This is a genomic window from Dechloromonas sp. A34, assembly GCF_026261605.1.
Taxonomy (GTDB): domain Bacteria; phylum Pseudomonadota; class Gammaproteobacteria; order Burkholderiales; family Rhodocyclaceae; genus Azonexus.
Genome location: NZ_CP102486.1, coordinates 1,702,041 through 1,728,386, shown reverse-complemented (window position 1 = coordinate 1,728,386; position 26,346 = coordinate 1,702,041). Strand labels below are relative to the sequence as shown.

General features: G+C 61.1%; 21 protein-coding genes and 1 pseudogene. 11 read left to right on the top strand and 11 right to left on the bottom strand.

Annotated features, from left to right (window positions below):
• Positions 1 to 14: 14 nt before the first annotated feature.
• The 6 genes and pseudogenes from carB to NQE15_RS08705 form a co-directional block, all read right to left on the bottom strand.
• Positions 15 to 3,221, bottom strand: a complete 3,207-nt coding sequence (carB, locus tag NQE15_RS08730; RefSeq protein WP_265948535.1) for a carbamoyl-phosphate synthase large subunit — start codon at positions 3,219 to 3,221, stop codon at positions 15 to 17.
• 11 nt (positions 3,222 to 3,232) lie between these two features.
• Positions 3,233 to 4,434, bottom strand: a pseudogene (gene carA, locus NQE15_RS08725) (glutamine-hydrolyzing carbamoyl-phosphate synthase small subunit).
• An 84-nt stretch (positions 4,435 to 4,518) separates the two neighbouring features.
• Positions 4,519 to 4,803, bottom strand: a complete 285-nt coding sequence (locus NQE15_RS08720; RefSeq protein WP_265948533.1) for an Hpt domain-containing protein — start codon at positions 4,801 to 4,803, stop codon at positions 4,519 to 4,521.
• Entirely contained in the window at positions 4,742 to 7,066 is a 2,325-nt protein-coding gene (locus NQE15_RS08715; RefSeq protein ID WP_265948530.1) for a PAS domain-containing hybrid sensor histidine kinase/response regulator, read from the bottom strand. Before NQE15_RS08715 ends, NQE15_RS08720 begins: the two co-directional genes overlap by 62 nt.
• 5 nt (positions 7,067 to 7,071) lie before the next feature.
• Positions 7,072 to 7,878, bottom strand: a complete 807-nt coding sequence (dapB, locus tag NQE15_RS08710) for a 4-hydroxy-tetrahydrodipicolinate reductase (RefSeq protein WP_265948528.1) — start codon at positions 7,876 to 7,878, stop codon at positions 7,072 to 7,074.
• Positions 7,879 to 7,881: 3 nt separating this feature from the next.
• On the bottom strand, positions 7,882 to 8,364 hold the full coding sequence (locus tag NQE15_RS08705; protein WP_265948526.1) for an outer membrane protein assembly factor BamE: 483 nt from the start codon (positions 8,362 to 8,364) through the stop codon (positions 7,882 to 7,884).
• Positions 8,365 to 8,459: 95 nt separating this feature from the next.
• Here NQE15_RS08705 and fur point away from each other — a divergent pair, with 95 nt between their 5' ends.
• Both fur and NQE15_RS08695 read left to right on the top strand, forming a co-directional pair.
• Positions 8,460 to 8,903, top strand: a complete 444-nt coding sequence (fur, locus tag NQE15_RS08700) for a ferric iron uptake transcriptional regulator (RefSeq protein ID WP_265948524.1) — start codon at positions 8,460 to 8,462, stop codon at positions 8,901 to 8,903.
• Positions 8,904 to 8,917: 14 nt separating this feature from the next.
• Positions 8,918 to 9,514 (top strand): TMEM165/GDT1 family protein, encoded by a 597-nt coding sequence (locus NQE15_RS08695; protein ID WP_265948523.1) that lies wholly within the window; start codon positions 8,918 to 8,920, stop codon positions 9,512 to 9,514.
• Here the strand turns inward: NQE15_RS08695 and NQE15_RS08690 are convergent.
• From NQE15_RS08690 to NQE15_RS08680, 3 genes are read right to left on the bottom strand one after another with little or no spacing between them, the layout of a single operon-like run.
• Entirely contained in the window at positions 9,511 to 10,011 is a 501-nt protein-coding gene (locus NQE15_RS08690) for a putative metalloprotease CJM1_0395 family protein (RefSeq protein WP_265948520.1), read from the bottom strand. The two genes, NQE15_RS08695 and NQE15_RS08690, sit on opposite strands and share 4 nt — an antisense overlap.
• A 29-nt stretch (positions 10,012 to 10,040) precedes the next feature.
• Positions 10,041 to 11,732, bottom strand: coding sequence for a DNA repair protein RecN (gene recN, locus NQE15_RS08685; protein ID WP_265948518.1), 1,692 nt, complete (start codon positions 11,730 to 11,732; stop codon positions 10,041 to 10,043).
• A complete protein-coding gene (locus tag NQE15_RS08680; protein ID WP_265948517.1) occupies positions 11,732 to 12,643 on the bottom strand; it encodes an NAD kinase in 912 nt (303 codons plus the stop codon). The genes recN and NQE15_RS08680 overlap by 1 nt, the downstream gene beginning before the upstream one ends.
• Positions 12,644 to 12,709: 66 nt before the next feature.
• On the opposite strand from NQE15_RS08680, the gene hrcA reads away from it, so the two are divergent.
• The 5 genes from hrcA (at position 12,710) to NQE15_RS08655 (ending at position 18,098) form a co-directional block, all read left to right on the top strand.
• Positions 12,710 to 13,738 (top strand): heat-inducible transcriptional repressor HrcA, encoded by a 1,029-nt coding sequence (hrcA, locus tag NQE15_RS08675; protein WP_265948515.1) that lies wholly within the window; start codon positions 12,710 to 12,712, stop codon positions 13,736 to 13,738.
• Entirely contained in the window at positions 13,739 to 14,842 is a 1,104-nt protein-coding gene (hemH, locus tag NQE15_RS08670) for a ferrochelatase (RefSeq protein WP_265948512.1), read from the top strand. It begins immediately after the preceding gene.
• Positions 14,843 to 14,893: 51 nt separating this feature from the next.
• Positions 14,894 to 15,331 carry a thioredoxin TrxC gene (trxC, locus tag NQE15_RS08665; RefSeq protein ID WP_265948510.1) on the top strand — a complete coding sequence of 146 codons (438 nt, stop codon included), beginning with the start codon at positions 14,894 to 14,896 and terminating at the stop codon, positions 15,329 to 15,331.
• 62 nt (positions 15,332 to 15,393) lie between these two features.
• Entirely contained in the window at positions 15,394 to 16,443 is a 1,050-nt protein-coding gene (locus NQE15_RS08660) for a VCBS repeat-containing protein (RefSeq protein WP_265948508.1), read from the top strand.
• A 35-nt stretch (positions 16,444 to 16,478) separates the two neighbouring features.
• On the top strand, positions 16,479 to 18,098 hold the full coding sequence (locus NQE15_RS08655) for a methyl-accepting chemotaxis protein (RefSeq protein WP_265948505.1): 1,620 nt from the start codon (positions 16,479 to 16,481) through the stop codon (positions 18,096 to 18,098).
• 48 nt (positions 18,099 to 18,146) lie between these two features.
• Here the strand turns inward: NQE15_RS08655 and NQE15_RS08650 are convergent, their stop codons facing one another.
• On the bottom strand, positions 18,147 to 19,517 hold the full coding sequence (locus NQE15_RS08650; protein WP_265950198.1) for a protein kinase domain-containing protein: 1,371 nt from the start codon (positions 19,515 to 19,517) through the stop codon (positions 18,147 to 18,149).
• Positions 19,518 to 19,667: 150 nt separating this feature from the next.
• Here NQE15_RS08650 and grpE point away from each other — a divergent pair, with 150 nt between their 5' ends.
• From grpE to NQE15_RS08630, 4 genes are all read left to right on the top strand, one after another.
• Positions 19,668 to 20,225, top strand: a complete 558-nt coding sequence (gene grpE, locus NQE15_RS08645) for a nucleotide exchange factor GrpE (RefSeq protein ID WP_265948503.1) — start codon at positions 19,668 to 19,670, stop codon at positions 20,223 to 20,225.
• Positions 20,226 to 20,291: 66 nt separating this feature from the next.
• Positions 20,292 to 22,223 carry a molecular chaperone DnaK gene (gene dnaK / locus NQE15_RS08640; protein WP_416336514.1) on the top strand — a complete coding sequence of 644 codons (1,932 nt, stop codon included), beginning with the start codon at positions 20,292 to 20,294 and terminating at the stop codon, positions 22,221 to 22,223.
• A 79-nt stretch (positions 22,224 to 22,302) separates the two neighbouring features.
• On the top strand, positions 22,303 to 23,439 hold the full coding sequence (gene dnaJ, locus NQE15_RS08635) for a molecular chaperone DnaJ (RefSeq protein WP_265948500.1): 1,137 nt from the start codon (positions 22,303 to 22,305) through the stop codon (positions 23,437 to 23,439).
• Positions 23,440 to 23,689: 250 nt separating this feature from the next.
• On the top strand, positions 23,690 to 24,835 hold the full coding sequence (locus tag NQE15_RS08630) for an ABC transporter substrate-binding protein (RefSeq protein ID WP_265948497.1): 1,146 nt from the start codon (positions 23,690 to 23,692) through the stop codon (positions 24,833 to 24,835).
• A gap of 61 nt (positions 24,836 to 24,896) precedes the next feature.
• On the opposite strand, the gene cysS is transcribed toward NQE15_RS08630, so the two are convergent.
• Positions 24,897 to 26,270 carry a cysteine--tRNA ligase gene (gene cysS / locus NQE15_RS08625; RefSeq protein ID WP_265948493.1) on the bottom strand — a complete coding sequence of 458 codons (1,374 nt, stop codon included), beginning with the start codon at positions 26,268 to 26,270 and terminating at the stop codon, positions 24,897 to 24,899.
• Positions 26,271 to 26,346 lie beyond the last annotated feature (76 nt).

Below are 26,346 nucleotides of genomic sequence, written 5' to 3'. Positions count from 1 at the left end.
GGTTCAGGTTAGTCTCAGTGAAGTTGCTCGTGCAGCGCCTGGATCGAATAAACGTGCAACTCGCCACGATTGCGAATACCTTCAGCGGCAGCTTCTGCGCCCCAGATCGTCGTGTACATCGTGACCCGCGCCTGCAGGCCGGAAGTCCGGATCGACCGCGAGTCGCCAATCGCCTGACGCTTTTCTTCCACCGTGTTGATGATCAGCGAAATTTCGTTGTTTTTGATCATGTCGACAATATGCGGACGCCCCTCGGTTACCTTGTTGACCGACTGTACCGGTAGCCCGGCCGCGGCGATGGCATGCGCCGTTCCGCGCGTGGCTACGAGATGGAAACCGACTTCATGCAGGTGACGGGCAATTTCGATGGCCTTAGCCTTGTCGCTGTCCTTGACCGACAGGAAGACCTTGCCGGAGGTCGGCAACTTGACGCTGGCGGCCAGTTGCGACTTGACGAAAGCTTCGGCAAAGGTGGTGCCGACCCCCATCACTTCGCCGGTCGACTTCATTTCCGGGCCAAGAATGGTATCGACGCCGGGGAACTTGACGAAGGGGAAGACGGCTTCCTTGACCGAGTAATACGGCGGGATCACTTCCTTGGTCACGCCCTGGTCCTTCAGGCTGCGCCCGGACATACAACGGGCAGCAATCTTCGCCAGTTGCAGGCCGGTGGCCTTGGAGACGAACGGCACGGTGCGCGAAGCACGCGGATTGACTTCGAGCACGTAGACGTCGTTGTCCTTGATGGCGAACTGTACGTTCATCAGACCGCAAACGTTCAGCGCCTTGGCCATCAGCTTGGTCTGCCGACGCAGTTCATCCTGGACAGCGGGCGACAGTGAATAAGGCGGCAACGAGCAGGCCGAGTCGCCGGAGTGCACGCCGGCCTGCTCGATGTGTTCCATGACGCCGCCAATGATGACTTCCTCACCATCGGACAGGGCATCGACGTCGCACTCGACGGCATCGTTCAGGAAGCGGTCAAGGAGCACCGGCGAATCATGGGAAACCTTGACTGCTTCGCGCATGTAACGCTCGAGATCCTTCTGCTCATGGACGATTTCCATGGCCCGGCCACCCAACACGTAGGACGGACGGACTACCAGCGGATAACCGATTTCCTGCGCCAGACGCAGGGCGTCTTCTTCGGTACGGGCCGTACGGTTCGGCGGCTGCTTCAGGCCGAGTTCGTGCAACAGCTTCTGGAAGCGCTCGCGGTCTTCGGCGATGTCAATCGATTCCGGCGTCGTGCCGATGATCGGCACACCGTTGGCTTCGAGGGCCAGGGCGAGTTTGAGCGGGGTCTGGCCGCCGTACTGGACGATGACGCCGACCGGCTTCTCGATGGCGACGATTTCCAGCACATCTTCCAGCGTCAGCGGCTCGAAGTACAGGCGATCGGAGGTGTCGTAGTCAGTAGACACGGTTTCCGGATTGCAGTTGACCATGATCGTTTCGTAACCGTCTTCGCGCATCGCCATCGCGGCATGCACGCAGCAGTAGTCGAACTCGATGCCCTGGCCGATGCGGTTCGGACCGCCGCCCAGCACCATGATCTTCTTCTTGTCGGTCGGATTGGCCTCGCACTCGTCCTCGTAGGTCGAGTACATATAGGCGGTACCGGTCGAAAATTCGGCGGCGCAGGTGTCGACCCGCTTGTACACCGGGCGGACGTTCAGTTCATGGCGACGGGCGCGGAATTCGGTTTCGGTGGTCTTCAGCAGATAGGCCAGCCGACGGTCGGCAAAGCCCTTGCGCTTCAGGTAACGCAGTTCTTCAGCAGTCAACGACCCCAGATCGCGTTTTTCCACTTTCAGTTCGAGATCGACGATCTCCTTGATCTGCACCAGGAACCACGGATCAATCTTGGTCAGCTCGAACACTTTTTCGACCGACATGCCGACGCCGAAGGCATCGGCGACGTACCACAGGCGATCCGGCGTCGGCCGGGCGAGTTGCTCGTCGATGGTTTCCGGATCGACCGATTTCAGGTTGAAGCCATCGACGCCGACCTCAAGGCCCCGGAGAGCCTTCTGCAGCGATTCCTGGAAAGTGCGGCCGATGGCCATGACTTCGCCGACCGACTTCATCTGCGTCGTCAAGGTGGAATCGGCCTGCGGGAATTTCTCGAAGGCGAAACGCGGCACCTTGGTGACGACGTAGTCGATCGACGGCTCGAAGGAGGCCGGGGTCTTGCCACCAGTGATGTCGTTGGCCAGTTCATCGAGCGTATAGCCGACGGCCAGCTTGGCAGCGATCTTGGCGATCGGGAAGCCGGTCGCCTTGGAGGCCAGCGCCGACGAACGCGAGACGCGCGGATTCATCTCGATGACGATCATCCGTCCGTCCTTCGGGTTGATCGAGAACTGCACGTTGGAACCGCCGGTATCGACACCAATTTCGCGCAGCACGGCGATCGAGGCGTTGCGCAGGATCTGGTATTCCTTGTCGGTCAGCGTCTGGGCCGGGGCGACAGTGATCGAGTCGCCGGTATGCACGCCCATCGGATCAAGATTCTCGATCGAGCAGATGATGATGCAGTTGTCCGCCTTGTCGCGGACCACTTCCATCTCGTACTCCTTCCAGCCGAGCAGCGATTCTTCGATCAGCAGCTCGTTGGTCGGCGAGGCTTCCAGGCCGCGCTTGCAGATGGTCTCGAACTCTTCCATGTTGTAGGCGATGCCGCCGCCGGTGCCACCCAGCGTGAAAGAGGGCCGGATGATGGTCGGAAAACCGATCGCAGCCTGGACTTGATAGGCCTCTTCCATGCTGTGGGCGGTGGCTGAACGAGCAGAACCGAGACCAATCTTGGTCATCGCATCCTTGAACTTCTGGCGGTCTTCGGCCTTGTCAATGGCTTCCTTGGAAGCACCGATCAGTTCGACCTTGAACTTCTCCAGCACGCCTTCGCGGTCGAGATCAAGCGCGCAGTTCAGCGCGGTCTGACCGCCCATGGTCGGCAGCAGCGCATCCGGACGTTCCTTTTCGATGATCTTGGCGACGACCTGCCAGGTGATCGGCTCGATATAGGTAACGTCGGCCATTTCCGGGTCGGTCATGATCGTCGCCGGGTTGGAGTTGACCAGAATGACCTTGTAACCCTCTTCGCGCAGTGCCTTGCAGGCCTGGGCGCCAGAGTAGTCGAATTCGCAAGCCTGACCGATGATGATCGGGCCGGCGCCAATAATCAAAACACTCTTAATATCTGTACGTTTCGGCATATGTTTCTCGCTTATTTCGCCGCTTGTTTTGCGTTATCTAGTGCAGTCGAGCCGCGCGCCATCAGATCGAGGAAGCGGTCGAACAGGTAGGCCACGTCATGCGGCCCCGGGCTGGCTTCCGGGTGCCCCTGGAAGGAGAAGGCCGGCACGTCGGTGCGGGCAATCCCTTGCAGCGAGCCGTCGAACAGCGAGACGTGCGTCGCCCGCAGATTGGCCGGCAGGGAATCGATATCGGCGGCAAACCCGTGGTTCTGGCTGGTAATCAACACCTGGCCACTGTCCAGGTCCTTGACCGGGTGATTGGCGCCGTGGTGGCCGAACTTCATCTTGGCCGTCTTGGCGCCGGAAGCCAGCGCCAGCAACTGGTGGCCGAGACAGATGCCGAAAGTCGGCACGCCCCGCTCGAGAAATTCACGAATGGCGGCAATGGCGTAGTCGCAGGGCTCCGGATCGCCGGGCCGTTGGAGAGAAAGATGCCGTCCGGCTTCATCGCCAGCACATCGGCGGCCGGCGTCTGGGCCGGGACGACCGTCAGCTTGCAGCCGCGCTCGACGAGCATGCGCAGGATATTGCGCTTGACGCCGAAATCGTAGGCCACAACATGGAAGCGCGCTTCCGGCCCTTTTTCGTAGCCGTCCAGCGTCCATTCACCTTCGGTCCAGGGATAGCTTTCCGTAGCGGAAACCACCTTGGCCAAGTCCATCCCGGCCAAGCCGGGGAAGGCACGCGCCATGGCCAGCGCTTTGGACTCATCGATCTCGCCAGCCAGGATGCAACCAGCCTGGGCACCCTTTTCGCGCAGGATGCGGGTCAGCTTGCGCGTATCGATGCCGGCGATGGCAACGATGCCATGCTTTTTCAGGTAGGGCGAAAGGTCTTCCTGGGCCCGCCAGTTGGAGGCGACCAGCGGCAGGTCACGAATGACCAACCCGGCGGCGTAATTGGCATTGGATTCAAAATCTTCCGCATTGCAACCGGTGTTGCCGATATGCGGATAGGTCAAGGTGACGATTTGCCGGCAATAGGATGGATCGGTGAGGATTTCCTGATAGCCGGACATGGCGGTGTTGAACACCACCTCGCCACTGGTAACACCATCTGCGCCGATGGATTGGCCCTTGAATACCGTTCCGTCGGCGAGGGCGAGAATGGCGGGGGTAAATGAGGGCAGCAACGACACGACCGGCTCTCCTAGTATTTTCTGCTTGTTCATGTGCCAAGCGGGAAGGCTTGCGCCTCCCCGCTTGTGCTTTTTTAACCTTCCTATTCTAGCCGAAAACTAGCTTTTCAGGCAAATTCAAGGGATTACACGGGTATCGACAAACTGCTTCAGGAGCGGGTGAATCCGCTCCATCTCGTCCGCCAGCTCGCCATACAGACGCTGACAGGCCGGCCAGTCAACCCGCCCCTCCACCATGGCCGCATTCTCGAGCGCCATCGCCTGACGCCTGGCCAGTTCTGCATGAAACATCGCGAGCAGACTTTTTAGGGTGTGGGCGTGGATTCGCAACGCTTGGGAATCAGCCGCGGCCAGCGCCTGATTTAGCCGATTGAGGTGATCGCCCCACTCCGCGAGCAGCATGCTGGCCATCGTCGCGAAAAGTTCGACATCGCCAATGTTGTGCAGCGCCGCCTTCAGATCGAGCCGCCCCCCCTGCCGGGAGCGGCGACAAGTCGGCATCCAGCAGCTGGCCACCCCCGGATGCCTCGCAGGAGCGCGCCAGCGCCGCACAGAGCTGCTCCGGCCGTAGCGGCTTGGCCAGATAATCGTTCATCCCGGCTTCCAGACACCGCTCTCGATCACTAGCCATGACATTGGCCGTCATCGCGATGATGTAGACCTGTCGAAACTCGCTGGACACCACCCAACTGCGCCGCATTTCGCGCGAGCGGATGGCCTCGGTAGCCTCGATACCCCCCATCACGGGCATCTGCATACCCATCAGAATGACGTCGAATTGGCCACTGTCGAACAGCTCAACAGCCTCCGCGCCATTGTTGGCCACCACGACATGATGAGAACTGCGTTCCAGAAGGCGCACGGCGAGTTCCTGATTCACCGGATTGTCCTCGACCAGCAGGATCCGCAAATTCCGCCCCGAATCCGGTTGCTGTACATCAAGGTCGAACGGCGCGAGACTCAGCCCGCCCACGTCGCCCCCCTCCGCCAATCCCAGCGCATCGGCCAGATCATCAGCCCCGATTGGTTTGACTAGATGGGCCGAGACGCCAATTTCGCGCAGACGGGCGAGATCCTGTCGCTGATTCTCCGTCGTCAGCATGACGACCAGACGCTCGCCCCGCGCACCGTTACGCCACCCTTCGGCGAGCGCAAAGCCGGCCGGGGCATCCATTTTGGCATCGACAAAAATATAGTCATAAGAGAAGTCGACTGCGCGAGTCCGCTCGATGGCAGCCTCCGCGGCCCCGCCATCGGCGACCAGTGCCGTCTGGACACCGAGCCGTTCCAGCATTTCAACCAGCCCCTGCCCAGCCGTGGCGTTGTCTTCGATGACCAGCGCGCGGCGACCACGAAATCTGGCGTCAGGCACTGGCCGCGGGCGAATCTCGGAATCGGTGCCAAACCTGATCGTGAAGTGGAATACGGACCCGACCCCTGGCGCGCTCTCCAGCCAGATCCGGCCATCCATCAATTGCACCAGACGCGCGCTGATCGCCAGGCCGAGGCCCGTGCCACCAAAACGCCGAGTTGTCGACACATCGGCTTGTGAAAATGCCTCGAAAATTGCCTGCTGCTTTTCAGGCGGGATACCGATCCCGGTATCCCGGATCGAGAAACGAAGAAAGACCGAGCCGTCGGTCTGTTGATCGACGACCACCTCAAGCGCAACCTCGCCCCGTTCCGTGAACTTGATGGCATTACCGACCAGATTGATGATCACCTGACGCAAACGTGTCGGATCGCCGACCACCCGTTGCGGCACCTCCGGCCGGATATCGGCGATCAGCTCCAGGCTTTTTTTGTGGGCGCTGACGGCAAGCACCCGAATCGACTCCAGCAAGGCATCGTGGATCAAAAAGGGAATGCTCTCGAAGCGGACCTTACCGGCCTCGATCTTGGAGAAATCGAGGATGTCGTTGACGATCGTCAGCAACGCCTCGGCCGAGGACTTGACGGTCTTCAGATAATGCCGCTGCTCGGCATCGAGCTCGGTATCGAGCGCCAGTTCGGTCATCCCGATGATGCCGTTCATCGGCGTCCGAATCTCGTGGCTCATGTTGGCGAGGAAGGCGCCACGCGCCTTGTTGGCAGCCTCGGCCGCCTCCTTTGCGGAAATCAGCGCCGCCTCGACGGCCTTGACCTCACTGATATCGCGCTGCAAGAGCAACAGGCGGAGCGGCTCGCCGTCGGCATCGCATGCCGCCACCGCGCCGCGCAGCAGGAACCATCGCCACTGGCCGTCGCGCGCCTTGAGCCGGCACTCGGCCTGAAAATAATGTTCCTTGCTCTGCGCCTGGGCCGCCATGCGCGCCAGGAGCGCCCGCAGATCTTCCGGATGAACCAGCCGCTGCCAGTGGGCAATCGTATTGTCCAGCTCATCGGAGCCATAGCCGAGCATCTCTTTCCAATGCCGACCGGATTCGATGGTCCCGCTACGCAGATTCCAGTCCGCCAGGGCATCGCCCGACAGCATGCCCTGCCAGTTGTTCAGGCCGACATAAGCGCCATAAGCCGAATCGACCTGACCCAGCAACTTCTCCAGCCCCTGGACCAGTTCCGTTTGCTGGGCGGCGCGAGCCGCCTCGACCAACTGCCTGAACTGCGGCTCGCCATCGCCACCAAAAACTTCCTGAAGTTGACGAGTCAGCAGGCGGGATTTCATGGCCTCTAGCGCAGGCCGAGGACGTCCTGCATGTCGAACAGACCGCTCTGGCGACCGGCGATGAAGCGGGCTGCGCGCAGGCTACCCAGGGCGTAAGGCATCCGGCTGCTCGCCTTGTGGGTCACTTCGACGCGTTCACCGAGGCCGCAGAACATCACGGTGTGGTCGCCGACGATATCACCGCCCCGGACCGTGGCAAAACCGATGGTCGACGGGTCGCGTTCACCGGTCACGCCTTCGCGGCCATAGACCGCGCATTCCTTGAGGTCGCGCTCCAGGGCGTTGGCCACCACCTCGCCCATGCGCAGGGCCGTCCCGGACGGCGCGTCGATCTTCATGCGATGGTGGGCCTCGACGATTTCGATGTCGTAACCCTGATTCAGGATGCGGGCTGCGGTATCGAGCAGCTTGAAGACCAGATTGACGCCGACCGCCATGTTCGGCGCGAAGACGACGGGAATATCCTGGGCGGCGGCGGTGATCGCTGCTTTGCCCTCCGCCTCGAAACCGGTGGTCCCGATGATGATGCCGACCCCGGCCTGGCGGCAGAGCTCGAGATGGTGCAAGGTTCCCTGCGGGCGCGTGAAGTCGATCAGGCAGTCGATTCCTTTCAGTCCGCCGACCAGATCATCGGAAACCAAAACATCTGCGGCCAGACCAACCAGTTCGCCGGCGGATTTGCCGATCGCCGGGCTACCCGGCTGATCAAAAGCCCCCCCGAGCACGACCTGCTCATCCTTGAGCACAGCCTCGATCAACATGCGACCCATGCGGCCGCTGGCACCGACGATGCCAATGCGTGTCTTGCTCATAGCCTAAAACCCCAACATGTCCATGAAACGGCGGAAGTAACCCGGTTCCTCGCGCGGCGGCAGCGGCTTGTCGGCCGCCTCGCCCGACAAGGTCCCGAGGTCGACCAGACGGCTTCTGGCGGTCGGCATGTTCAATTCGCCGGTATCGGCGACCGCAACATCCCCGTTCACGCGCTCCAGGCGGCCGTCGGAATTGAAGAAAACAGCAAACCTGCGGACCTCAACCTGGCCAGTCCGGCCATTCTGGTAGCGATAGACGTAGTCCCAGCGCTGCAGATGAAACATATCCGCAATCAGCGGCGTACCGAGCAGAAAACGCACCTGGTCACGCGTTTGGCCGGGTTTGAGTTGAGCCACCATTTCCTGGCTCAGCACATTGCCCTGCTGGACATCGATCTTGTATTCGTTAATGAAGCTCGGCTTGGTCGAACAAGCGGCCAGCAGCGTAAAAATGGCTGCAAAAAACAATGGGCGGGTGCGGAGCATGCGGGATTCCGGAGTTTCTCAAACGGCTTTGAAGCGGTATATCATACCCGAAATCCCCAATCGGCCTGCGCCAACACTCCCTGGAATTACAGCATATGAGCGACCCCCAAAGCCTCAAGAACATGGGCCTGAAAGCCACCTTTCCGCGCCTGAAAATTCTTGAGCTTTTCGAGAAGAGCACCCTCCGGCACATGACTGCCGAAGACGTCTATCGCATGCTGATCGCGGAACACATGGATATCGGCCTAGCCACCGTCTATCGCGTGCTCACCCAGTTCGAACAGGCCGGACTGCTTGAACGCCATTTCTTCGAATCGGGCAAGGCGGTATTCGAGATCAACCGCGGCAAGCACCACGACCACTTGGTCTGCATCGACTGCGGCCGGGTCGAGGAGTTCTACGATCCAGAAATCGAAAAGCGACAGAATGCCATCGCCAAGGAACGTGGTTTCGCCATTCAGGATCACGCGCTCTATCTCTACGCCCAGTGCCTGAAGACAGATTGCCCGCATCGCGACAACCCGGACCGCAAAGTCTGAGCCGCTGTTTTTCGATGTCTAATCTAACTTCCGTGGCGCTGGGGAACTGGTTCTCCTCGGCAGGTGCCACTTTTTTGCTGATTGCCCTGGCCGAATTCGGTGACAAGAGCCAGCTCGTCTGCATGACGCTGGCCGCCCGTCATCGCGGTTTGCCGGTCGTACTCGGCGCCATTGCCGCTTTTGCCGTTCTCAATCTGCTGGCCGTCTTGTTCGGAGCCGCAGTCGCCGCCTGGCTACCAGAGTGGGTAGTGACGGTGGCCGTGGCGCTGCTGTTTGCCGTTTTCGGCGTCAGTGCCTTGCGCTACCAGGAAGAAGACGAGGACGAAGATGTCGAGGAAAAGCCCGGCCACGGCATTTTCGCCACGACCTTCCTGCTGATTTTCCTGGCCGAATTTGGTGACAAGACGCAGATTGCGGTAGCTGGCATGGGCAGCACGACCGAAATGGCTGCCGTCTGGCTGGGCGCCACGCTGGCCCTGAGTTGCACTTCGATCCTCGGCGTCATGGCCGGCCGCAAGTTCTTGCACAAGCTGCCGCTGCTCTGGATTCATCGCATCAGCGGCCTGTTCTTCCTGGCGCTGGCAGCCTACGCACTTTCCCGCCTGCTTTAGGCCTGCGCCTGAAAACTGCTTGATCCCGGTTGTGCCGCGGCTATCTGTCGGTAGGCGGCAATTGCACTGTTGACCGGCTCCTCGCTCGCCGACACATCATCGGGCTGCTGCGCCATTTCAGCGCGCGCCTGCATTTCCATCTGCCCGGCCGTAGCCGCAACCCGCCGGTCCTGCGTTGACGGATCGGCCGGCGCCAGCGCGGCGGCCCTGATCTGCTGGGCCCTGGCGATCGTTTCATCCGGCGTTCGGCCCGGCGAAACATCGATCGAAACCTCGCCGGCAACGGCATAGCGCTTGTTGTCGGGCCCGGACTGATACTCGTAACTACCGCCCCGAACCAGTCCCGCTCCGGCCGCCATGTGGGCCTGCTCGTGCGATTTGACCTGGCGATCGGTTACCCGGAGCGCCGCGACCTGGCGCTGCTGCTCGGGCGTCAAAGCATTGCTCTGCGCCGCGGAATAAGAAACAGAGGAGTTGCTGCCGACCGCCCCGATCATGACCCGTCAACAATGGAAGCCCGCTCTGACTATAGTGGGCTGGACGCCTGATTTTTGACTTTTTTGCTTCTTGACCCCAGCAACTCGCCGGCATGCTGCAGGGTTATCTCGGTGATATCGACGCCGCCCAGCATGCGAGCAACTTCCCGGACACGGCCATCCTGATCGAGCGGCCGGATCGAGCTCAGCGTCGCACCATCGCGCGTCGCCTTGCTGACCTGCCACTGCCAGTCGGCCTGCGCCGCCACTTGCGGCAAATGCGTCACGCACAACACCTGGCGTTCGCTTCCCAGTTCGTTGAGCAGGCGACCGACGATTTCGGCAACACCACCGCCGATGCCGACATCCACTTCGTCGAAGATCAGCGTCGGTACGCTGGCCGAGCGCGAGGTCAGCACCTGGATGGCCAGGCTGATCCGCGACAATTCGCCGCCGGAGGCGACCTTGGACAGCGGCTTGGCCTCGTTGCCGGCCAGGCCAGCAATACGGAATTCGACCTGCTCCAGGCCGTAGACGGCACCATTCTCGGCGGGCAGCAGGGCGATTTCGAAGCGCCCGGAGGACAGCGCCAACTGGCGCATGATTTCGCTGACCGCCAGGCCCATCGCCTCTGCCGTCTGTCGACGCCCGGCCGAAAGCGCCTGCGCCTTAGTCATGTAATCGTCGCGGGCGGCGGCAACCCGGGTTTCGAGGGCGGCCAGATCGGTCGAGGCATCGAGCACCGCCAGCCGTTGCTGCCAGCCTTTGAGCAGTTCAGGCAAGCCGTCCGGCTGCATCCGATACTTGCGGGCGGCGCCGAGCACAGCTTCCATCCGGCGGTCGATTTCACCGAGGCGCGCCGGATCGAGGTCTACCCGGTCGGTATAGCGGCGCAGCGTCGATACCGCTTCGGAGAGTTCGGCCTGCACCGATTGCACCAGCGCCGCGACTTCCTGCAAGGCCGGATCGTACTCGGACAGCGAATCGAGCCGTGCGCCAACGCTATCGATCTGCCGCTCGCAGGCCGCGTCGTCGTCGGCCAGCACGGCCAGCGCGAACTGCGCCCCCTCGATCAAACTGGTGGCATGTCCTAAACGACGATGCTCGACTTCCAGCCCGGCCCATTCGTCGGCCGAGAAGGCCAGCGTTTCCAGCTCGCGGACCTGCCATTCCAGCTGTTCACGCTCGCGCACCAGCGCATCCGCGCCTTCGCTGGCCGTACGCAACAAAGCCTCGACCTCCCGCCAGGCGCGGAAGGCCGCCGCCACCTGAGCAGCCTGCCCGCCAAGGCCGGCATGGGCGTCGAGCAATTGGCGCTGGGCATCGGCGCGCAGCAAGGATTGATGGGCATGCTGGCCGTGGATATCGACCAGCCAGTCGCTGACTTCGCGTAATTGCTGAACCGTCGCCGGTGAGCCGTTGATATAGGCCCGCGAACGACCGCCGGCATCGACCACGCGGCGCAGCAGCAATTCGCCGTCGCCTTCGAGATCGTTGGCGGCCAACCATTCGCCGACCTGCGGCAGGGCGGCGACCTCGAAGGTGGCCGCAACTTCCGCCTTGTCGCAGCCAGAACGCACGACGCCGGCATCGGCCCGCTCGCCGAGGGCCAGGGCCAAGGCATCAATCAGGATCGACTTGCCGGCACCGGTTTCCCCGGTCAGGGCGCCGAAACCGGTGGCAAACTCCAGCTCCAGCCGGTCGACAATGACGAAATCGCGGATGGTCAGGTGACGCAACATCAGGGACCTTTGGGCCGTTCACTCCACTGGAGCTTCTGGCGGAGCATGGCGAAATAGCTGTAACCCGGCGGATGCAGGAAGCAGATGGCGTATTCGGAACGGCGCAGGCGGACGCAATCGTCGCGCTCGAGGTCGAGCGTCACCTGGCCGTCGAAGTGCACGCGCGGGTCGTCGGCATTGGCGATGCGCAGTTCGATGTCGGCGCTGTCATTGACGATGATCGGCCGGTTGGTCAGGGCATGCGGGCAGAGCGGCACGAGCCCGATACCGCCCAGGGTCGGATGCGTAATCGGGCCACCGGCCGACATCGAGTAGGCGGTAGACCCGGTCGGCGTCGAGACGATCAGGCCGTCCGAACGAAGGTTGTAGATGAATTCGCCGTCGATGAAGAGTTCGAACTCGATCATCCGGCCGATCGCCCCCTTGTCGACGACGACATCGTTGAGCGCCAGATTGGTGGCGATTTCCTTGCCGTCGCGAAGCACCTCGGCCGAGAGCAGCATCCGCGTTTCCTCGATGAAACGGCCATCGAGCAGATCGTCCATGCAGGTCAGCATGTCGTCGCGGGCAATGTCGGTCATGAAGCCGAGCCGCCCCTGATTGACCCCGACCAGCGGCACGCAATAGCGGGCCAGACGGCGCGCCGCGTTGAGCATGGTGCCGTCGCCACCGAGCACGATGGCGAGATCGGCATGAGCCCCGATGTCGTTGAAGCCGCAGGTCACCCAGCGCGCCAGATCGACGATGCGCCCGATATGCTCGGCGGTCTCCCGTTCGATGAAGACCGAAATACCCCGCTCGTGCAGGTATTCGGCCAGACGACGCAAGGACTCGGCAATTTCCGGGCTATGGTATTTGCCGACCAGGGCGATGGTCTTCGGTGAGCGATGGGAAGCGAAGCCTCTGTTCATGTCCCGAATTCTTGCATAAAAATTGCGTTGCCGCGCCGCCCGCGGATTTTTGTACAATGCCCTGCCATGCTGGACGAACGCTCACGCACCCTTCTCAAAGCGCTGGTTGAACATTACATCGCGGATGGTCAGCCGGTCGGCTCGCGTGCCCTGTCCAAGTTTTCCGGCCTCGATCTGTCGCCGGCCACCATCCGCAACGTGATGGCCGATCTCGAGGAAGCCGGCTTTGTCGCCAGCCCGCACACCTCGGCCGGGCGCATCCCGACGGCGCGCGGCTATCGGCTGTTCGTCGACAGCCTGCTCACCGTGCAAACGCTCGAAGCCCGCCAGATGGGTGCCATGGAAGAGGCCTTGCAAGGTCGGCCGTCGAACCAGATCATTTCCAGCGCCTCGCAACTGCTATCCAGCCTGACTCACTTCGCCGGCGTCGTCATCGCGCCGCGCCGGGCAAGCAGTCGCATTCGCCAGATCGAATTTCTCAGCCTGTCGGAAAAGCGCATCCTGCTGATTATCGTCACCACCGATGGCGATGTGCAGAACCGCATCCTGAATACCGACAAGGCCTACTCGCCCTCCGAACTGGTCAGCGCCGCGAATTATCTGACGCAGAATTTTGCCGGCCTCGATTTCGAGCAGATACGGCAGCGCCTGGCCAGCGAAATCATGCAGCTGCGCGAAGACATCAAACCGCTAATGGAACAGGCACTGGCCGCTGGCGATGCCGCACTGACCGAAAATGCGACGCCCTATGTGATTTCCGGCGAACGGAACCTGCTCGACGTCGAAGAACTGTCGTCGAACATGAAACGCCTGCGCGAACTGTTCGATCTCTTTGAGCAACGCTCGAGCCTGATGGGCCTGCTCGACGTTTCCCACCGGGCCGAGGGGGTGCGCATCTTCATCGGCGGCGAATCCGGCATCGCCACCCTCGACGAATGCAGCGTCATTACCGCCCCCTATTCTGTCGATGGCCAGATCGTCGGTTCGGTCGGCGTCATCGGACCGACCCGCATGGCCTATGAACGGGTGATCCCGATTGTCGACATCACCGCCCGCCTGCTGTCCAGCGCCCTCTCCTACAACCCGGAAAAATAAATGCCCCGCTTTCTGCCCGAACCGCCGTACCGGCATGGCACACCCTCGTCCACCGCCATCGTGCTGGTCAACCTGGGCACCCCGGAGGCACCGACTGCACCGGCCCTGAAGCGCTATCTGCGTGAATTTCTATCCGATCCGCGCGTCGTCGAGATTCCCAAGCCGATCTGGTGGCTGATCCTCAACGGCATCATCCTCAACGTCCGCCCCAAGAAATCGGCCGCCAAGTACGCCAGCGTATGGCTGCCCGAAGGTTCGCCGCTGCGCGTCCATACCGAACGCCAGGCGAAGCTGCTCAAGGGGTTGCTTGGCCAGCGTGGTCATCAGGTCACCGTGACCTTAGCGATGCGCTACGGTTCGCCCTCGGTCCCGGAGGTACTCGGGCGCCTGAAGGCCGCCGGCGCCAGCCGCATCCTGCTTGTGCCGATGTACCCGCACTACTCGTCGAGTACCACCGCCACCGTCGTCGATGAAGCGGCCAAATGGCTGCTGCAATTGCGCAACCAGCCGGAAATGCGCTTCGTCCGCAATTTCCACGACGACGATGGCTACCTGGCCGCGCTCGAACAATCGGTGCGCCGGCACTGGCAGAAAGTCGGCGCACTGGGCAACGACGACCGCCTGTTGATCAGCTTCCACGGCCTACCCAAGCGCAGCCTGGACCTCGGCGACCCCTATTTCTGCGAATGCCACAAGACCGGCCGCCTGCTGGCCGAGCGCCTGAATCTCGGCGCCGACCGCTACCAGATCTGTTTCCAGTCGCGCTTCGGCAAGGCCGAATGGCTGCAGCCCTATACCGCCCCGACGCTGCATGAATGGGGGAAGAAGAGGGTTCGGCGGGTCGACGTGATCTGCCCGGGCTTCGTCGCCGACTGTCTGGAAACACTCGAGGAAATCGCCCAGGAAGGCCGCGACGACTTTCTGACAGCCGGCGGCAAGGAATATCACTACATCCCGGCGCTCAACGAGGACGATGCCTGGATCAAGGCGCTGGCCGATATGGTCGAAAGCCACTTGGCCGGCTGGCCGACCCGGACGCCCGCCGACCCCAACGCACTTGAGCTTACGGTGCGGGAAGCCTTGAAATGGGGCGCCCGGACTTGAAATTCCGCCGGCAGCACAAACATCAGAACAACCTAATATTTGGGGTTCGCCATGAGTGAAAGCCTGCACGTCGTCTGTCCGCACTGCAATGCAGTCAACCGCCTGCCCAATGCCCGTTTGAATGAAAGCCCGAAGTGTGGGCAATGCAGTCAGGCGCTGTTCGTCGGCGAACCGCTGGAACTGACGGCCGCCAATTTCGAACGCCAGATCGGGCGCAACGACCTGCCGGTGGTCGTCGATTTCTGGGCGCCGTGGTGCGGCCCCTGCCGAACGATGGCGCCCAATTTCCACCAGGCGGCCATCGATCTCGAGCCGCGGGTCAGGCTGGCCAAGCTCGATACCGAAGCGGAACAGCAATTGGCTGCCCGTTTCAATATCCGCAGCATTCCGACCCTGGCCATTTTCAAGGATGGCCGGGAAATCGCCCGGCAAAGCGGTGCACTCGACCTCGGCACGCTCAAGCGCTGGATCCAGCCACATCTAAAATAAATTTAACTTTGCTGGTGACCAGCCGTTAACAAGGCGTCAAAACGCCTTACGCGGAGGCCACCATGAAAATCGCCAGTGCCAATCTCGACATGGCCTCCACGCACGCCAGTCTGCAACGCCATGAGGTCAAGGAATCGCTGAAGATGTGGGTCGGCCAGCAGCGCCCCGACTTTGCCGACGAGGCATTCCGCGGCCGAGGTTCGGCGGGCGACCGGGTCAGCATTTCCGATGCCGGCCGGGCGGCGCAATCGGCGGATTCGATCAAGGAAGCCCAGGATGCAGCAGTGGACGGCGATCCGAAGACAATGCTGATCCGCTCCATGCTGGCGTATTTCTTCGGCAAAGAGATCAAGGTTTTTGACGCGACGGAACTGCAGGCGCGCATTGACCAGGCATCCGCCAGTACCAGCCAGGTTGCGGCACAGAGCACTCCTGCCGCCGCTGGTTATGGCATCGAGTACGACTATCACGAGTCCTACACCGAAATCGAACAAACCAGTTTTTCGGCAAGCGGTACGGTCAGGACGGCGGATGGTCGAGAAATCAGCTTCTCACTCGAACTGTCGATGTCGCGCTCCTACTACGAGGAAAGCAACGTCAGCCTGCGTGTTGGCGATGCGGCACGCAAGACTGACCCGCTGGTCCTCAACTTTTCCGGCACCGCCGCCCAGCTAACCGAACAGCGCTTTGCCTTCGACCTGAATTCGGACGGTGACAAGGAGCAGATCAACTTCGTCGCCCCCGGCAGTGGCTTCCTGGTCTTCGACCGCAATCAGGATGGCAAGGTCAATAACGGTAGCGAACTGTTCGGGCCGAGTACCAACAACGGTTTCGGCGAACTGGCAAAACTCGACGACGACCATAATGGCTGGATCGACGAAAACGATGCCGCCTTCAACAAACTTCAGATCTGGACCCGCGATAGTGGTCAGGACAAGCTCCAGTCGCTGGCCGCAGCTGGCGTCGGTGCCATCGCGCTGAGCAGCATCAATACGCCATTCGACCTCAAAGCCAATGACAATGGGCTTCTCGGACAGATCCGCTCATCCGGTATATTTTTGCAGGAAGACGGCGCGGCTGGCACAATTCAACAAATTGACCTGACCGCCTAATAACAACCATCGGCGGCAGCTACTAGGGAGATGAAATGCCGCGCTTTGCCGATTTGAAAATCTGGGTGCGCTTGACCGCCGCCATCTGGCTGATTCTGGCCGTCATCTGGGCAGGAGCCATCATCTGGACATCCCAAGTTAATCGGGATACGGCCATCCGCCAGGCGCAGGACTTCTCGCAAAGCATCCACGAAATGACCATGGCCGGCCTGACCGGCATGATGCTGACCGGCACCGTCGGCCAGCGCGAGGTCTTTCTCGACCAGATCAAGCAACTGTCGATCATCAAGGATCTGCATGTCGCACGCAGCGACGCCGTCGTCAAGATATTCGGGCCGGACACCAAGGGTGGCCGCCAGTTGACGCCGCTCGAACAGCAGGTGATGAGCAGCGGACAGTCTTACATGAAGGTCGAGACGAGCAGCGACAGCTCCTACCTGCAGGTGATCAATCCGACCAAGGCATCCAAGAACTACCTCGGCAAAGACTGCATCATGTGCCATCAAGTTCCAGAGGGTACGGTACTCGGTGTCGTCAGCATGAAGGTTTCCCTCGACTCCGTGGAAGCCGAGGTTTCCGCCTTCCGCCTGAAAATCGGCGGCGTCGCAATTGCGGCGCTAGGCGCTCTGCTGGTCATCATCTATCTGCTGACCCATCACTTTGTAACCGCCCCCCTCGAAGAGCTGCGCAAGGGACTGCGCGACATCGCGAGCGGCGAAGGCGACCTGACGCGCCGACTGCCGATCAAGGGGCAGGACGAAGTCGGCCAGTCAGCGCTGGTCTTCAACGAAATGATGGAAAACTTCAACCAACTTGTGCGCCAGGTACGCGACTCCGCCAGCCAGGTTTCGTCCCGGGTTGCGGCGCTCTCCGACATCGCCGACCGCGTCTCGCAGAGCTCGCACCTGCAGAACGAAAAGTCGATCGAAGCGGCCACCGCGGTCGAGGAACTGGCGGCCAGCATTACATCGATTGCGCATAGTGCCGAAAACGTTCAACACCAGTCGCAGGAAAGCCTGGCCCGAGCCAACGAGGGTAGCCGTAATCTCACGCTGCTGCTCGGCGAAATGGACGTCGTCGAGCACGCCGTCAAGGAAATGGCGACCTCGGTCAACGACTTTGTCCGCAACACCGATGCGATCACCCAGATGACCCGCGAGGTCAAGGATATTGCCGAGCAGACCAACCTGCTCGCCCTCAATGCCGCCATCGAGGCCGCCCGGGCCGGCGAGCAGGGTCGTGGTTTCGCCGTGGTCGCCGACGAAGTGCGCAAACTGGCCGAGAAATCCTCCCGTTCGGCAAGCGAGATCGATGCCATTACCGCCAATCTGAGCGCTCAGTCGGTAGCCGTCCGGCGCAGCATCGAAGCCGGCCTGCATCACCTGGAAAGCAGCCAGTCAGCCGTGGCGACGGTATCAAGCGTGCTGCTGGCAACCAACGGCTCGGTCACCGAAGTCGATCATGGCCTGGACAGCATCGCCTCGGCCACCGAGCAACAACGCCGCGTCTCGGTCAAGGTCGAGGCCAGTATCGAAGCGATTGCCGGCATGGCGCGCGACAACACCGGCACCGTTGAACAGACGGCCGGCGCGGCACACGACCTGAAACGCCTGGCCGAAGGCCTCGCGGCCATGGTTGGCCGCTTCAAGGTCTAGCTGGATCGCTGACGGCAAAACCAAAACCGCCTCTGAACGAGGCGGTTTTCACATCGGCGTCAGTTCGAGGTCGAGACCGCCCCCTGGGCGGGAACGCGTATATCCGCTCAGCGAGCCGCTAGCCATCTGAACCGCCGGCTGCCCAAGAGCCGCGGCAATCTTGTTGACCTCCCGCAGGCGGCGGATCAGCCGCGCCAACAATACATTGCGCATGCGCTCCAGCAACTCCTCCGACGACAGTGCCAGGGCGGCAGCATTGATTTCCAGGAACAGTGTTGGCTCTAGCGTGACCACAGTGGCGTGACGTTGATCGCTGGTCGGATGCATGAAAGCCACCTCACCGATCGGTTCGCCGGGCCCAAGGCGACATAGCGCCTTGCCGTCGATGGAGACCTCGACACAACCGGTAATGATGATCCCGAACAACTTGTTGCGGTCGCCTTCGCAAATGACTGCGACATTGGGCGAAACCTCGCGCCAGACCGCAACCCGCAAGACCTCCCAGAGCTCGATATTCTCGAACTCGGTAAAAAAATCGAGCTTGCGCAGCAACTCGAAGTGCCGGGTATCCTGCGCCGTCTCGTCCTCTTCGAGGATCTGATAGCGCACCGCCGAGAGGTCTTTGGCGAACTCGGCGCCATTCCGGTAGCGACTGTACAAATCTTTTTCCAGCGCCCGCCGGATGATGGCGTTCAGCCCTTCCGGCAGATTCGGGTTGAGCGCGGTAACCGCCGGGGCGTCGGTATTGATGATGCGGTAGACCAACGTTGCCTGGTTGGCGGCCCGGAACGGCAGGCGGCCGGTCAATAGCTGAAAGAGCACGACACCAAGTGAATACAGATCAGTCTTCTGGTTGAGCGGATAACCCTTGATCTGTTCGGGCGACATGTAGGCCGGCGAGCCAACCCCCATGATGAAGGTCGAGTCGCGGTCGAGATCCTTGTTCATGTTCAGGGCAAGGCCGAAATCGGCGATCTTCGCCTCGTCGTTGGCCGCCACCATGATGTTGGCCGGCTTGATGTCGCGGTGGATGATGCCCTGCCGGTAAGCGCTGTCGAGCGCCATGCAGCACTTGAAGATGATACCGATCACCCGGTGCATAGGCAGCAGCTTGTCGATCCGGCAGTGCTGCTCGAGGCCGAACCCGTCGACGTACTCCATGGCGAGATAGGCGAACTCATCTTCGACCACGGCGTCATAGACCCGCACGATGTTCGGATGATCCAGCCGCTTCGAAACCATGCCTTCGTTCTGGAACAACTTGCGCATGCGTCGCGACATAGCGGCGCAATCCTGCCCGAAACGGATCACCTTGACGGCGACCTGACGGCTGGCATCCGGATCGTCGCAGAGGTAGACCGTGGCGGTCGCCCCCTTGCCCAGTTCTCGGATTACTCGATATTTGCCAATTGTTTCCATCATGAACGGCTGGAGAAACTCATCGAATTATCGTAGCACGCAGCAGCCCGGGGCCGCATGCGTTTTGAGGGCCAAGAATTTTCGCCAGGCCTCTTGAAACCGGATAAACACCCCCAAAGTAATAAAGCAGTTTTTTTGGAGAACGCGCCTATGTCCAACCCCGAACCCCCCCAGGATCCTTTGCTGGGAACCGAAGCTATCACCGAACCCGTTGCCGAAGCAGTAGCTGAAGAGCACACCGACACACTGCCCAGCATTGAGGAACAGTTCCGCTCCCTCGAGCTGAAGGCCGCCGAACACTACGACGCCTGGCTGCGCGCCAAGGCCGAAGGCGAAAATATCCGCCGCCGTGCCCAGGATGACATTTCCAAAGCCCACAAGTTTGCGGTCGAGAAATTCGCCGGCGAACTGCTGGCCGTCAAGGACAGCCTGGAAGCAGCCCTGGCAGTGCCGGAACAAACCGTCGACAGCTTCAAGTCCGGCGTCGAACTGACGCTGAAGCAGTTGGTGTCCGCCTTCGAAAAGAACGCCCTGGTCGAAGTCAATCCGCTCGGCGAAAAATTCGATCCGCACAAGCATCAGGCGATCGGCATGGTGGATTCGGAGCAGGAAGCCAACACTGTCGTCACCGTGTTGCAGAAGGGCTACCTGATCGCCGAGCGCACACTGCGCCCTGCCCTGGTCATGGTCGCCAAGCCGAAGTCTTGAAATTCGGGGCGCCGCCCCCAACTCCTGAACATCACAAATTCATTCGCATTCAGTAAAGGAAATAACATGGGCAAGATCATTGGTATTGACCTGGGCACCACCAACAGCTGCGTCGCCATCATGGAAGGCGGCCAGCCGAAGGTCATCGAAAACTCCGAAGGCGCGCGCACCACGCCGTCCGTTATCGGTTACGCCGAAGATGGCGAGATTCTTTCCGGCGCCCCGGCCAAGCGCCAGGCCGTGACCAACCCGATGAACACGCTGTACGCCGTCAAGCGTCTGATCGGCCGTCGCTTCGAGGAGAAGGAAGTCCAGAAGGACATCTCCCTGATGCCCTACAAGATCGTCAAGGCCGACAACGGCGACGCCTGGGTCCAGGTGCGCGACAAGAAGATCGCCCCGCCACAGGTGTCCGCCGAAGTACTGCGCAAGATGAAGAAAACCGCCGAAGACTACCTCGGCGAAGAAGTCACCGAAGCCGTCATCACCGTGCCGGCCTACTTCAACGACAGCCAGCGCCAGGCCACCAAGGACGCCGGCCGCATCGCCGGCCTCGAAGTCAAGCGCATCATCAACGAACCGACCGCAGCCGCCCTTGCCTTCGGCATGGACAAGGCCCCGGGCAAGGATCGCAAGATCGCCGTCTATGACCTCGGCGGCGGCACCTTCGACATCTCGATCATCGAAATCGCCGATGTCGATGGCGAAAAGCAGTTCGAAGTGCTGGCCACCAACGGCGACACCTTCCTCGGTGGCGAAGACTTCGACCAGCGCCTGATCGACTACATCATCGACGAGTTCAAGAAGGAATCCGGCGTCAATCTGAAGGCTGACGTGCTGGCCCTGCAGCGCCTCAAGGAAGCCGCCGAAAAGGCCAAGATCGAACTGTCTTCCAGCCAGCAGACCGAAATCAACCTGCCCTACATCACCGCCGACGCTTCCGGCCCGAAGCACCTGGCACTGAAGATCACCCGTGCCAAGTTCGAATCGCTGGTCGATGAACTGATCGAGCGCACCATGGCGCCTTGCGTCACCGCGCTGAAGGATGCCGGCTGCAAGATCAGCGACATCGACGACATCATCCTGGTCGGCGGCCAGTCGCGCATGCCCAAGGTCCAGGAGAAGGTCAAGGAAATCTTCGGCAAGGAGCCGCGCAAGGACGTCAATCCGGATGAAGCGGTCGCCGTCGGCGCTGCCATTCAGGGCGGCGTGCTGCAGGGCGAAGTCAAGGACGTGCTCCTGCTCGACGTCACCCCGCTCTCGCTCGGCATTGAAACCCTGGGCGGCATCATGACCAAGCTGATCCAGAAGAACACGACGATCCCGACCAAGGCCAGCCAAGTCTTCTCGACCGCCGACGACAACCAGTCCGCCGTGACCATCCACGTCCTGCAGGGTGAGCGGGAAGTCGCTTCCGGCAACAAGAGCCTCGGTCAGTTCAACCTGGAAGGCATCCCGCCGTCGCCGCGCGGCATGCCGCAGATCGAAGTCATCTTCGACATCGACGCCAACGGCATCATGCACGTGACTGCCAAGGACAAGGCGACCGGCAAGGAAAACAAGATCACCATCAAGGCCAACTCCGGTTTGTCCGAAGCCGAAATCCAGGCCATGGTCAAGGATGCCGAACTGCACGCAGAAGACGACAAGAAGGTGCACGAACTGGCCGATGCCCGCAACCAAGCCGACGGCATGGTGCACATGGTCAAGAAATCGCTGACCGAATATGGCGACAAGCTCGATGCGGCCGAAAAGGCCACCATCGAAGCCGCCATCAAGGATGTCGAGGACGTGCTGCGCGAGGGTGACAAGGAAGTCATCACCGCCAAGACCGAAGCCTTGGCCGCCGCTGCCCAGAAACTGGGTGAAAAGATGTATGCCCAGCAGCAGGCTGAAGGCGCCGCTGGCGGTGCCGCACCGGGAGGCGAGCAGCAAGCCAAGAAGGACGAAGGCGACGTGGTGGATGCCGAGTTCACCGAGGTCAAGGACAAGAAATAATCTGACCATGCCTTATGGCACCGCGCCGCCGGGAACTCCCCGGAGGCACGGTGCCTTTGTCACTTGACGGGTAGGAAACATGTCAAAACGCGACTTTTACGAAATTCTCGGCGTCAATCGCGACGCCAGCGAAGACGAAATCAAGAAGGCCTATCGCAAGCTGGCCATGAAGCACCACCCCGACCGCAACCCGGACAATCCGGCGGCCGAGGAGAAATTCAAGGAAGCCAAGGAAGCCTACGAGATCCTGTCGGACGGCCAGAAACGCGCTGCCTACGACCAGTACGGCCACGCCGGCATCGATCCGCAGTCCGGCATGGGCGGTGGCGGTTTTGGCGGCGGCGGGTTCTCCGACGCCTTCGGCGGCATATTCGACGAGATCTTCGGCGGCCGCGCCGGTGGCGGCGGTGGTGGAGGCCGCTCCAATATCTACCGCGGCGCCGACCTGCGCTATAACCTGGAAATCACGCTCGAACAGGCGGCTCACGGTACGGAAACCAAGATTCGCATTCCGACCATGGAAGTCTGCGAACCGTGTCATGGCACCGGCGCCAAGGCCGGCACCCAGCCGAAAACCTGCCCGACCTGTAACGGTTCCGGCCAGGTCCGCCTGCAACAGGGCTTTTTCTCGATCCAGCAGACCTGCCACAAGTGTCACGGCACCGGTCGCTTCATTGCCGATCCCTGCAAGAGCTGCGGCGGTGCGGGGCGCATCAAGCAACACAAGACGCTGGCGGTGAAGATTCCGGCTGGGGTCGACGAGGGCGATCGCATCCGGCTGGCCGGCGAAGGCGAACATGGCGTCAATGGTGGCCCGCCGGGCGACCTCTACGTCCAGATTCACCTCAAGCCGCATGCGGTATTCACCCGCGACCACAACGACCTGCATTGCGAAATGCCGATTTCCTTCACCACGGCCGCCCTCGGTGGCGAAATCGAGATTCCGACGCTGGATGGTGCCGCCGGCATCAAGATCCCCGGCGAAACTCAGTCGGGACGGGTTTTCCGCCTGCGTGGCAAGGGTATCAAGGGCGTCCGTAGCCACACCCATGGCGACCTGATGTGCCATGTTGTGGTGGAGACGCCGATCAACCTGACCGACCGCCAGAAGGAATTGCTGCGCGAACTGGAGGAATCCAGCCGCGACAGTGGCGCGAAACACAATCCCCGCGCCAAGTCGTGGATGGACAAGGTCAAGGATTTCTTCGGCGAGTGAGGCAGACACCTCCGCTTAAAGCAACAAAGTGAATTAATCCTTGGCGAATCGATTGCCTGAACCCGGCCATCGATTCCATCCCGGCAATCCCGGTCAGGCAATAGTCATTGCCTGACCGGGATTGTTTTATTTCGGCAGCCCCCCCCGCTGACAGGCCCCTAACGATCTATCACTAAAGTATGATCAAGCCGCCCCCAAGCTTCATTCGACTGCTAGAATCATCGAATAATCATGATTGGGGAGACTACCAATGCAACGCCTGAAGCGGCTCGCCGCAATCGGAACACTTGCCTTTTCAGCACTCAATTGTGCGGCTGATCCCGGCGTCACCGATACTTCGATCACCATTGGCATGTCAGCCCCTTTCTCCGGCCCGAATGCCGCTTATGGCCTGGACATGCGCCAGACGATCCAGAACTATTTCGAGCAGCTGAACAAGAACGGCGGGGTCAACGGCCGCAAACTCGAATTGGTCGCCCTCGATGACGGTTACGAAACCGAGCGCACGGTGGCCAACACCAAGACCCTGCTCAAGGAGAAAAACGCCTTCGCGCTCCTCTCCTACTACGGCTCGAGCCCGACGACCGAAGCCATGAATACCGTCTTCGGCCCAGCCAAGGTGCCACTGGTCGGCACCATCTCTGGCGCCGCGACGTTGCGTGAGCCAATCTCCGGCAACCCGAATTCGCGCTACATGTTCAATGTCCGCGCCAGCTACGCCGACGAAACGGACACCATCGTCAATCAACTGGTCTCGCTCGGCCTGAAAAGCATTGCCGTGTTTTACCAAAATGACGGCTTCGGAAAATCGGGTCTGGAAGGCATCACGACGGCCCTGAAGAAGCACAACCTAGCACCATCGGCGGTCGGCACCGTCGAACGCAACTCCGTCGATGTCAGCAAAGCGCTGGAACCGATCGCCAAGGCCAATCCGCAGGCGGTGATCATGGTCACGCTGTACAAGCCGACCGCCGCCTTCGTCAAGGCCATGAAGAAATCCGGACAGAACCCGATGTTCATGACCCTGTCGCCGGTCGGCACCGAGCAATTGGTCCAGGAACTCGGCCCCGAAGCGCGCGGCATCGGTATTTCCCAAGTCGCACCTTATCCCTGGAACGATTCGGCACCGGCCGTCCGCGAATACCAGAAGCTGGTCGCCAAGCCGGGCAGCTACTCGTACTACGGCATGGAAGCCTACCTGATGGCCCGGACCATGGTCGAAGGCCTGAAGCGCGCCGGCAAGGATCTCAGCCGCGACAAGCTGGTCAGCGCCCTGGAAAGCATGGGCGGCGTCGACTTCGGTGGCTACCGCGTCAACTACACGCCAGCCAGCCGAGTCGGCTCGCGTTTCGTCGAACTAACCGTCATTGGTCCGGGCGGCAAGGTACTACGCTAAACCCCGGCGTCCCATGAAAAAACGGCCCTGCGCGGGCCGTTTTCATTTTGGTCATCAGGAATCAGGCCCGACGCCAGCTAGTTCCCTGGGCACTGTCGTCGAGCACGATGCCGCCGGCCTTCAGTTCGTCGCGAATGCGATCGGCCTCGGCAAAATTTCTGGCTTTCTTGGCTGCGGCACGGTCAGCGATCAACTGCTCGATGACCGCCTCGTCCAGCCCCCCGCCATTTCCCGCATTGGCGCGCAGGTAGGCCATCGGTTCGCGTTCGAGCAAGCCGATCACGCCGCCCAGCGCCTTGAGCAGACCAGACAGTTCGGCACTACGCTGGCGGTTCACTTCGCCGGCCAGTTCGAAGAGCACGGCAATCGCACCATGCGAATCGAAATCCTCATTCAGCGCGGCTGCGAAACGGGCGGCGAAATCATTGTTCCAGTCGATAGCGATCTTGGCCGGCGGCACATCGCGCAGCGCGAAATAAAGACCATCGAGGCTGCGCTTGGCATCGTCGAGGTGGGCATCCGAGTAGTTCAGCGCGCTGCGGTAATGGGCCCGCAGGATGAAGAAGCGGATCACCTCGGCGTCGTATTGTTCGAGCACGGTGCGAATGGTGAAGAAATTGCCCAGCGACTTCGACATCTTCTCGTTGTCGACGCGGACGAAACCGTTGTGCATCCAGTAATTGACGAAGGTGCAGCAGTTGGCGCCTTCGGACTGGGCGATTTCATTCTCGTGGTGCGGGAACTGCAGGTCCTGGCCGCCACCATGGATGTCGAAATGCTGGCCGAGCAGCTTCGAACTCATCGCCGAACATTCGATGTGCCAGCCCGGACGGCCCTCGCCCCACGGCGATTCCCAAGCCGGCTCGCCCGGCTTGGCATGTTTCCAGAGCACGAAATCGAGCGGATCCTGCTTGGCCGAATCGACCTCGACCCGCTCACCGGCCCGCAGGTCGTCGAGCGACTTGCCGGACAGCTTGCCGTAGCCATCGAACTTGCGCACCGCGTAATTCACGTCGCCGTCGGCGGCGTGGTAGGCCAGGCCATTGCTCTCCAGCTTGCCGATCAGATCGAGCATTTCCGGCACGTATTCGGTCGCCCGCGGCTCGTGATCCGGGCGAAGCACGCCCAGCGCATCGGCGTCCTCGTGCATGTAGGCGATGAAACGATTGGTCAGTTGCTGGATCGTTTCGCCATTTTCCGCGGCGCGCCGGATGATCTTATCGTCGATGTCGGTGATGTTGCGGACATAGGTCACGTCGTACCCGGAGGCCTTCAGCCAGCGATAGACCATGTCGAAAACGACCATCACCCGGGCATGACCGAGGTGGCAGTAGTCGTACACCGTCATCCCGCAGACATACATGCGAACCTTGTTGGCTTCGATCGGGGCGAAAACCTGCTTTTCGCGCTTCAGGGAATTGTAGATTTTGAGCATGCGGGAATGAATCCGTGGCGTCGCCGGAACGCTTAAACCTATGGAATCACCGGCGTTTTTGGTAGAATCGAAGGAT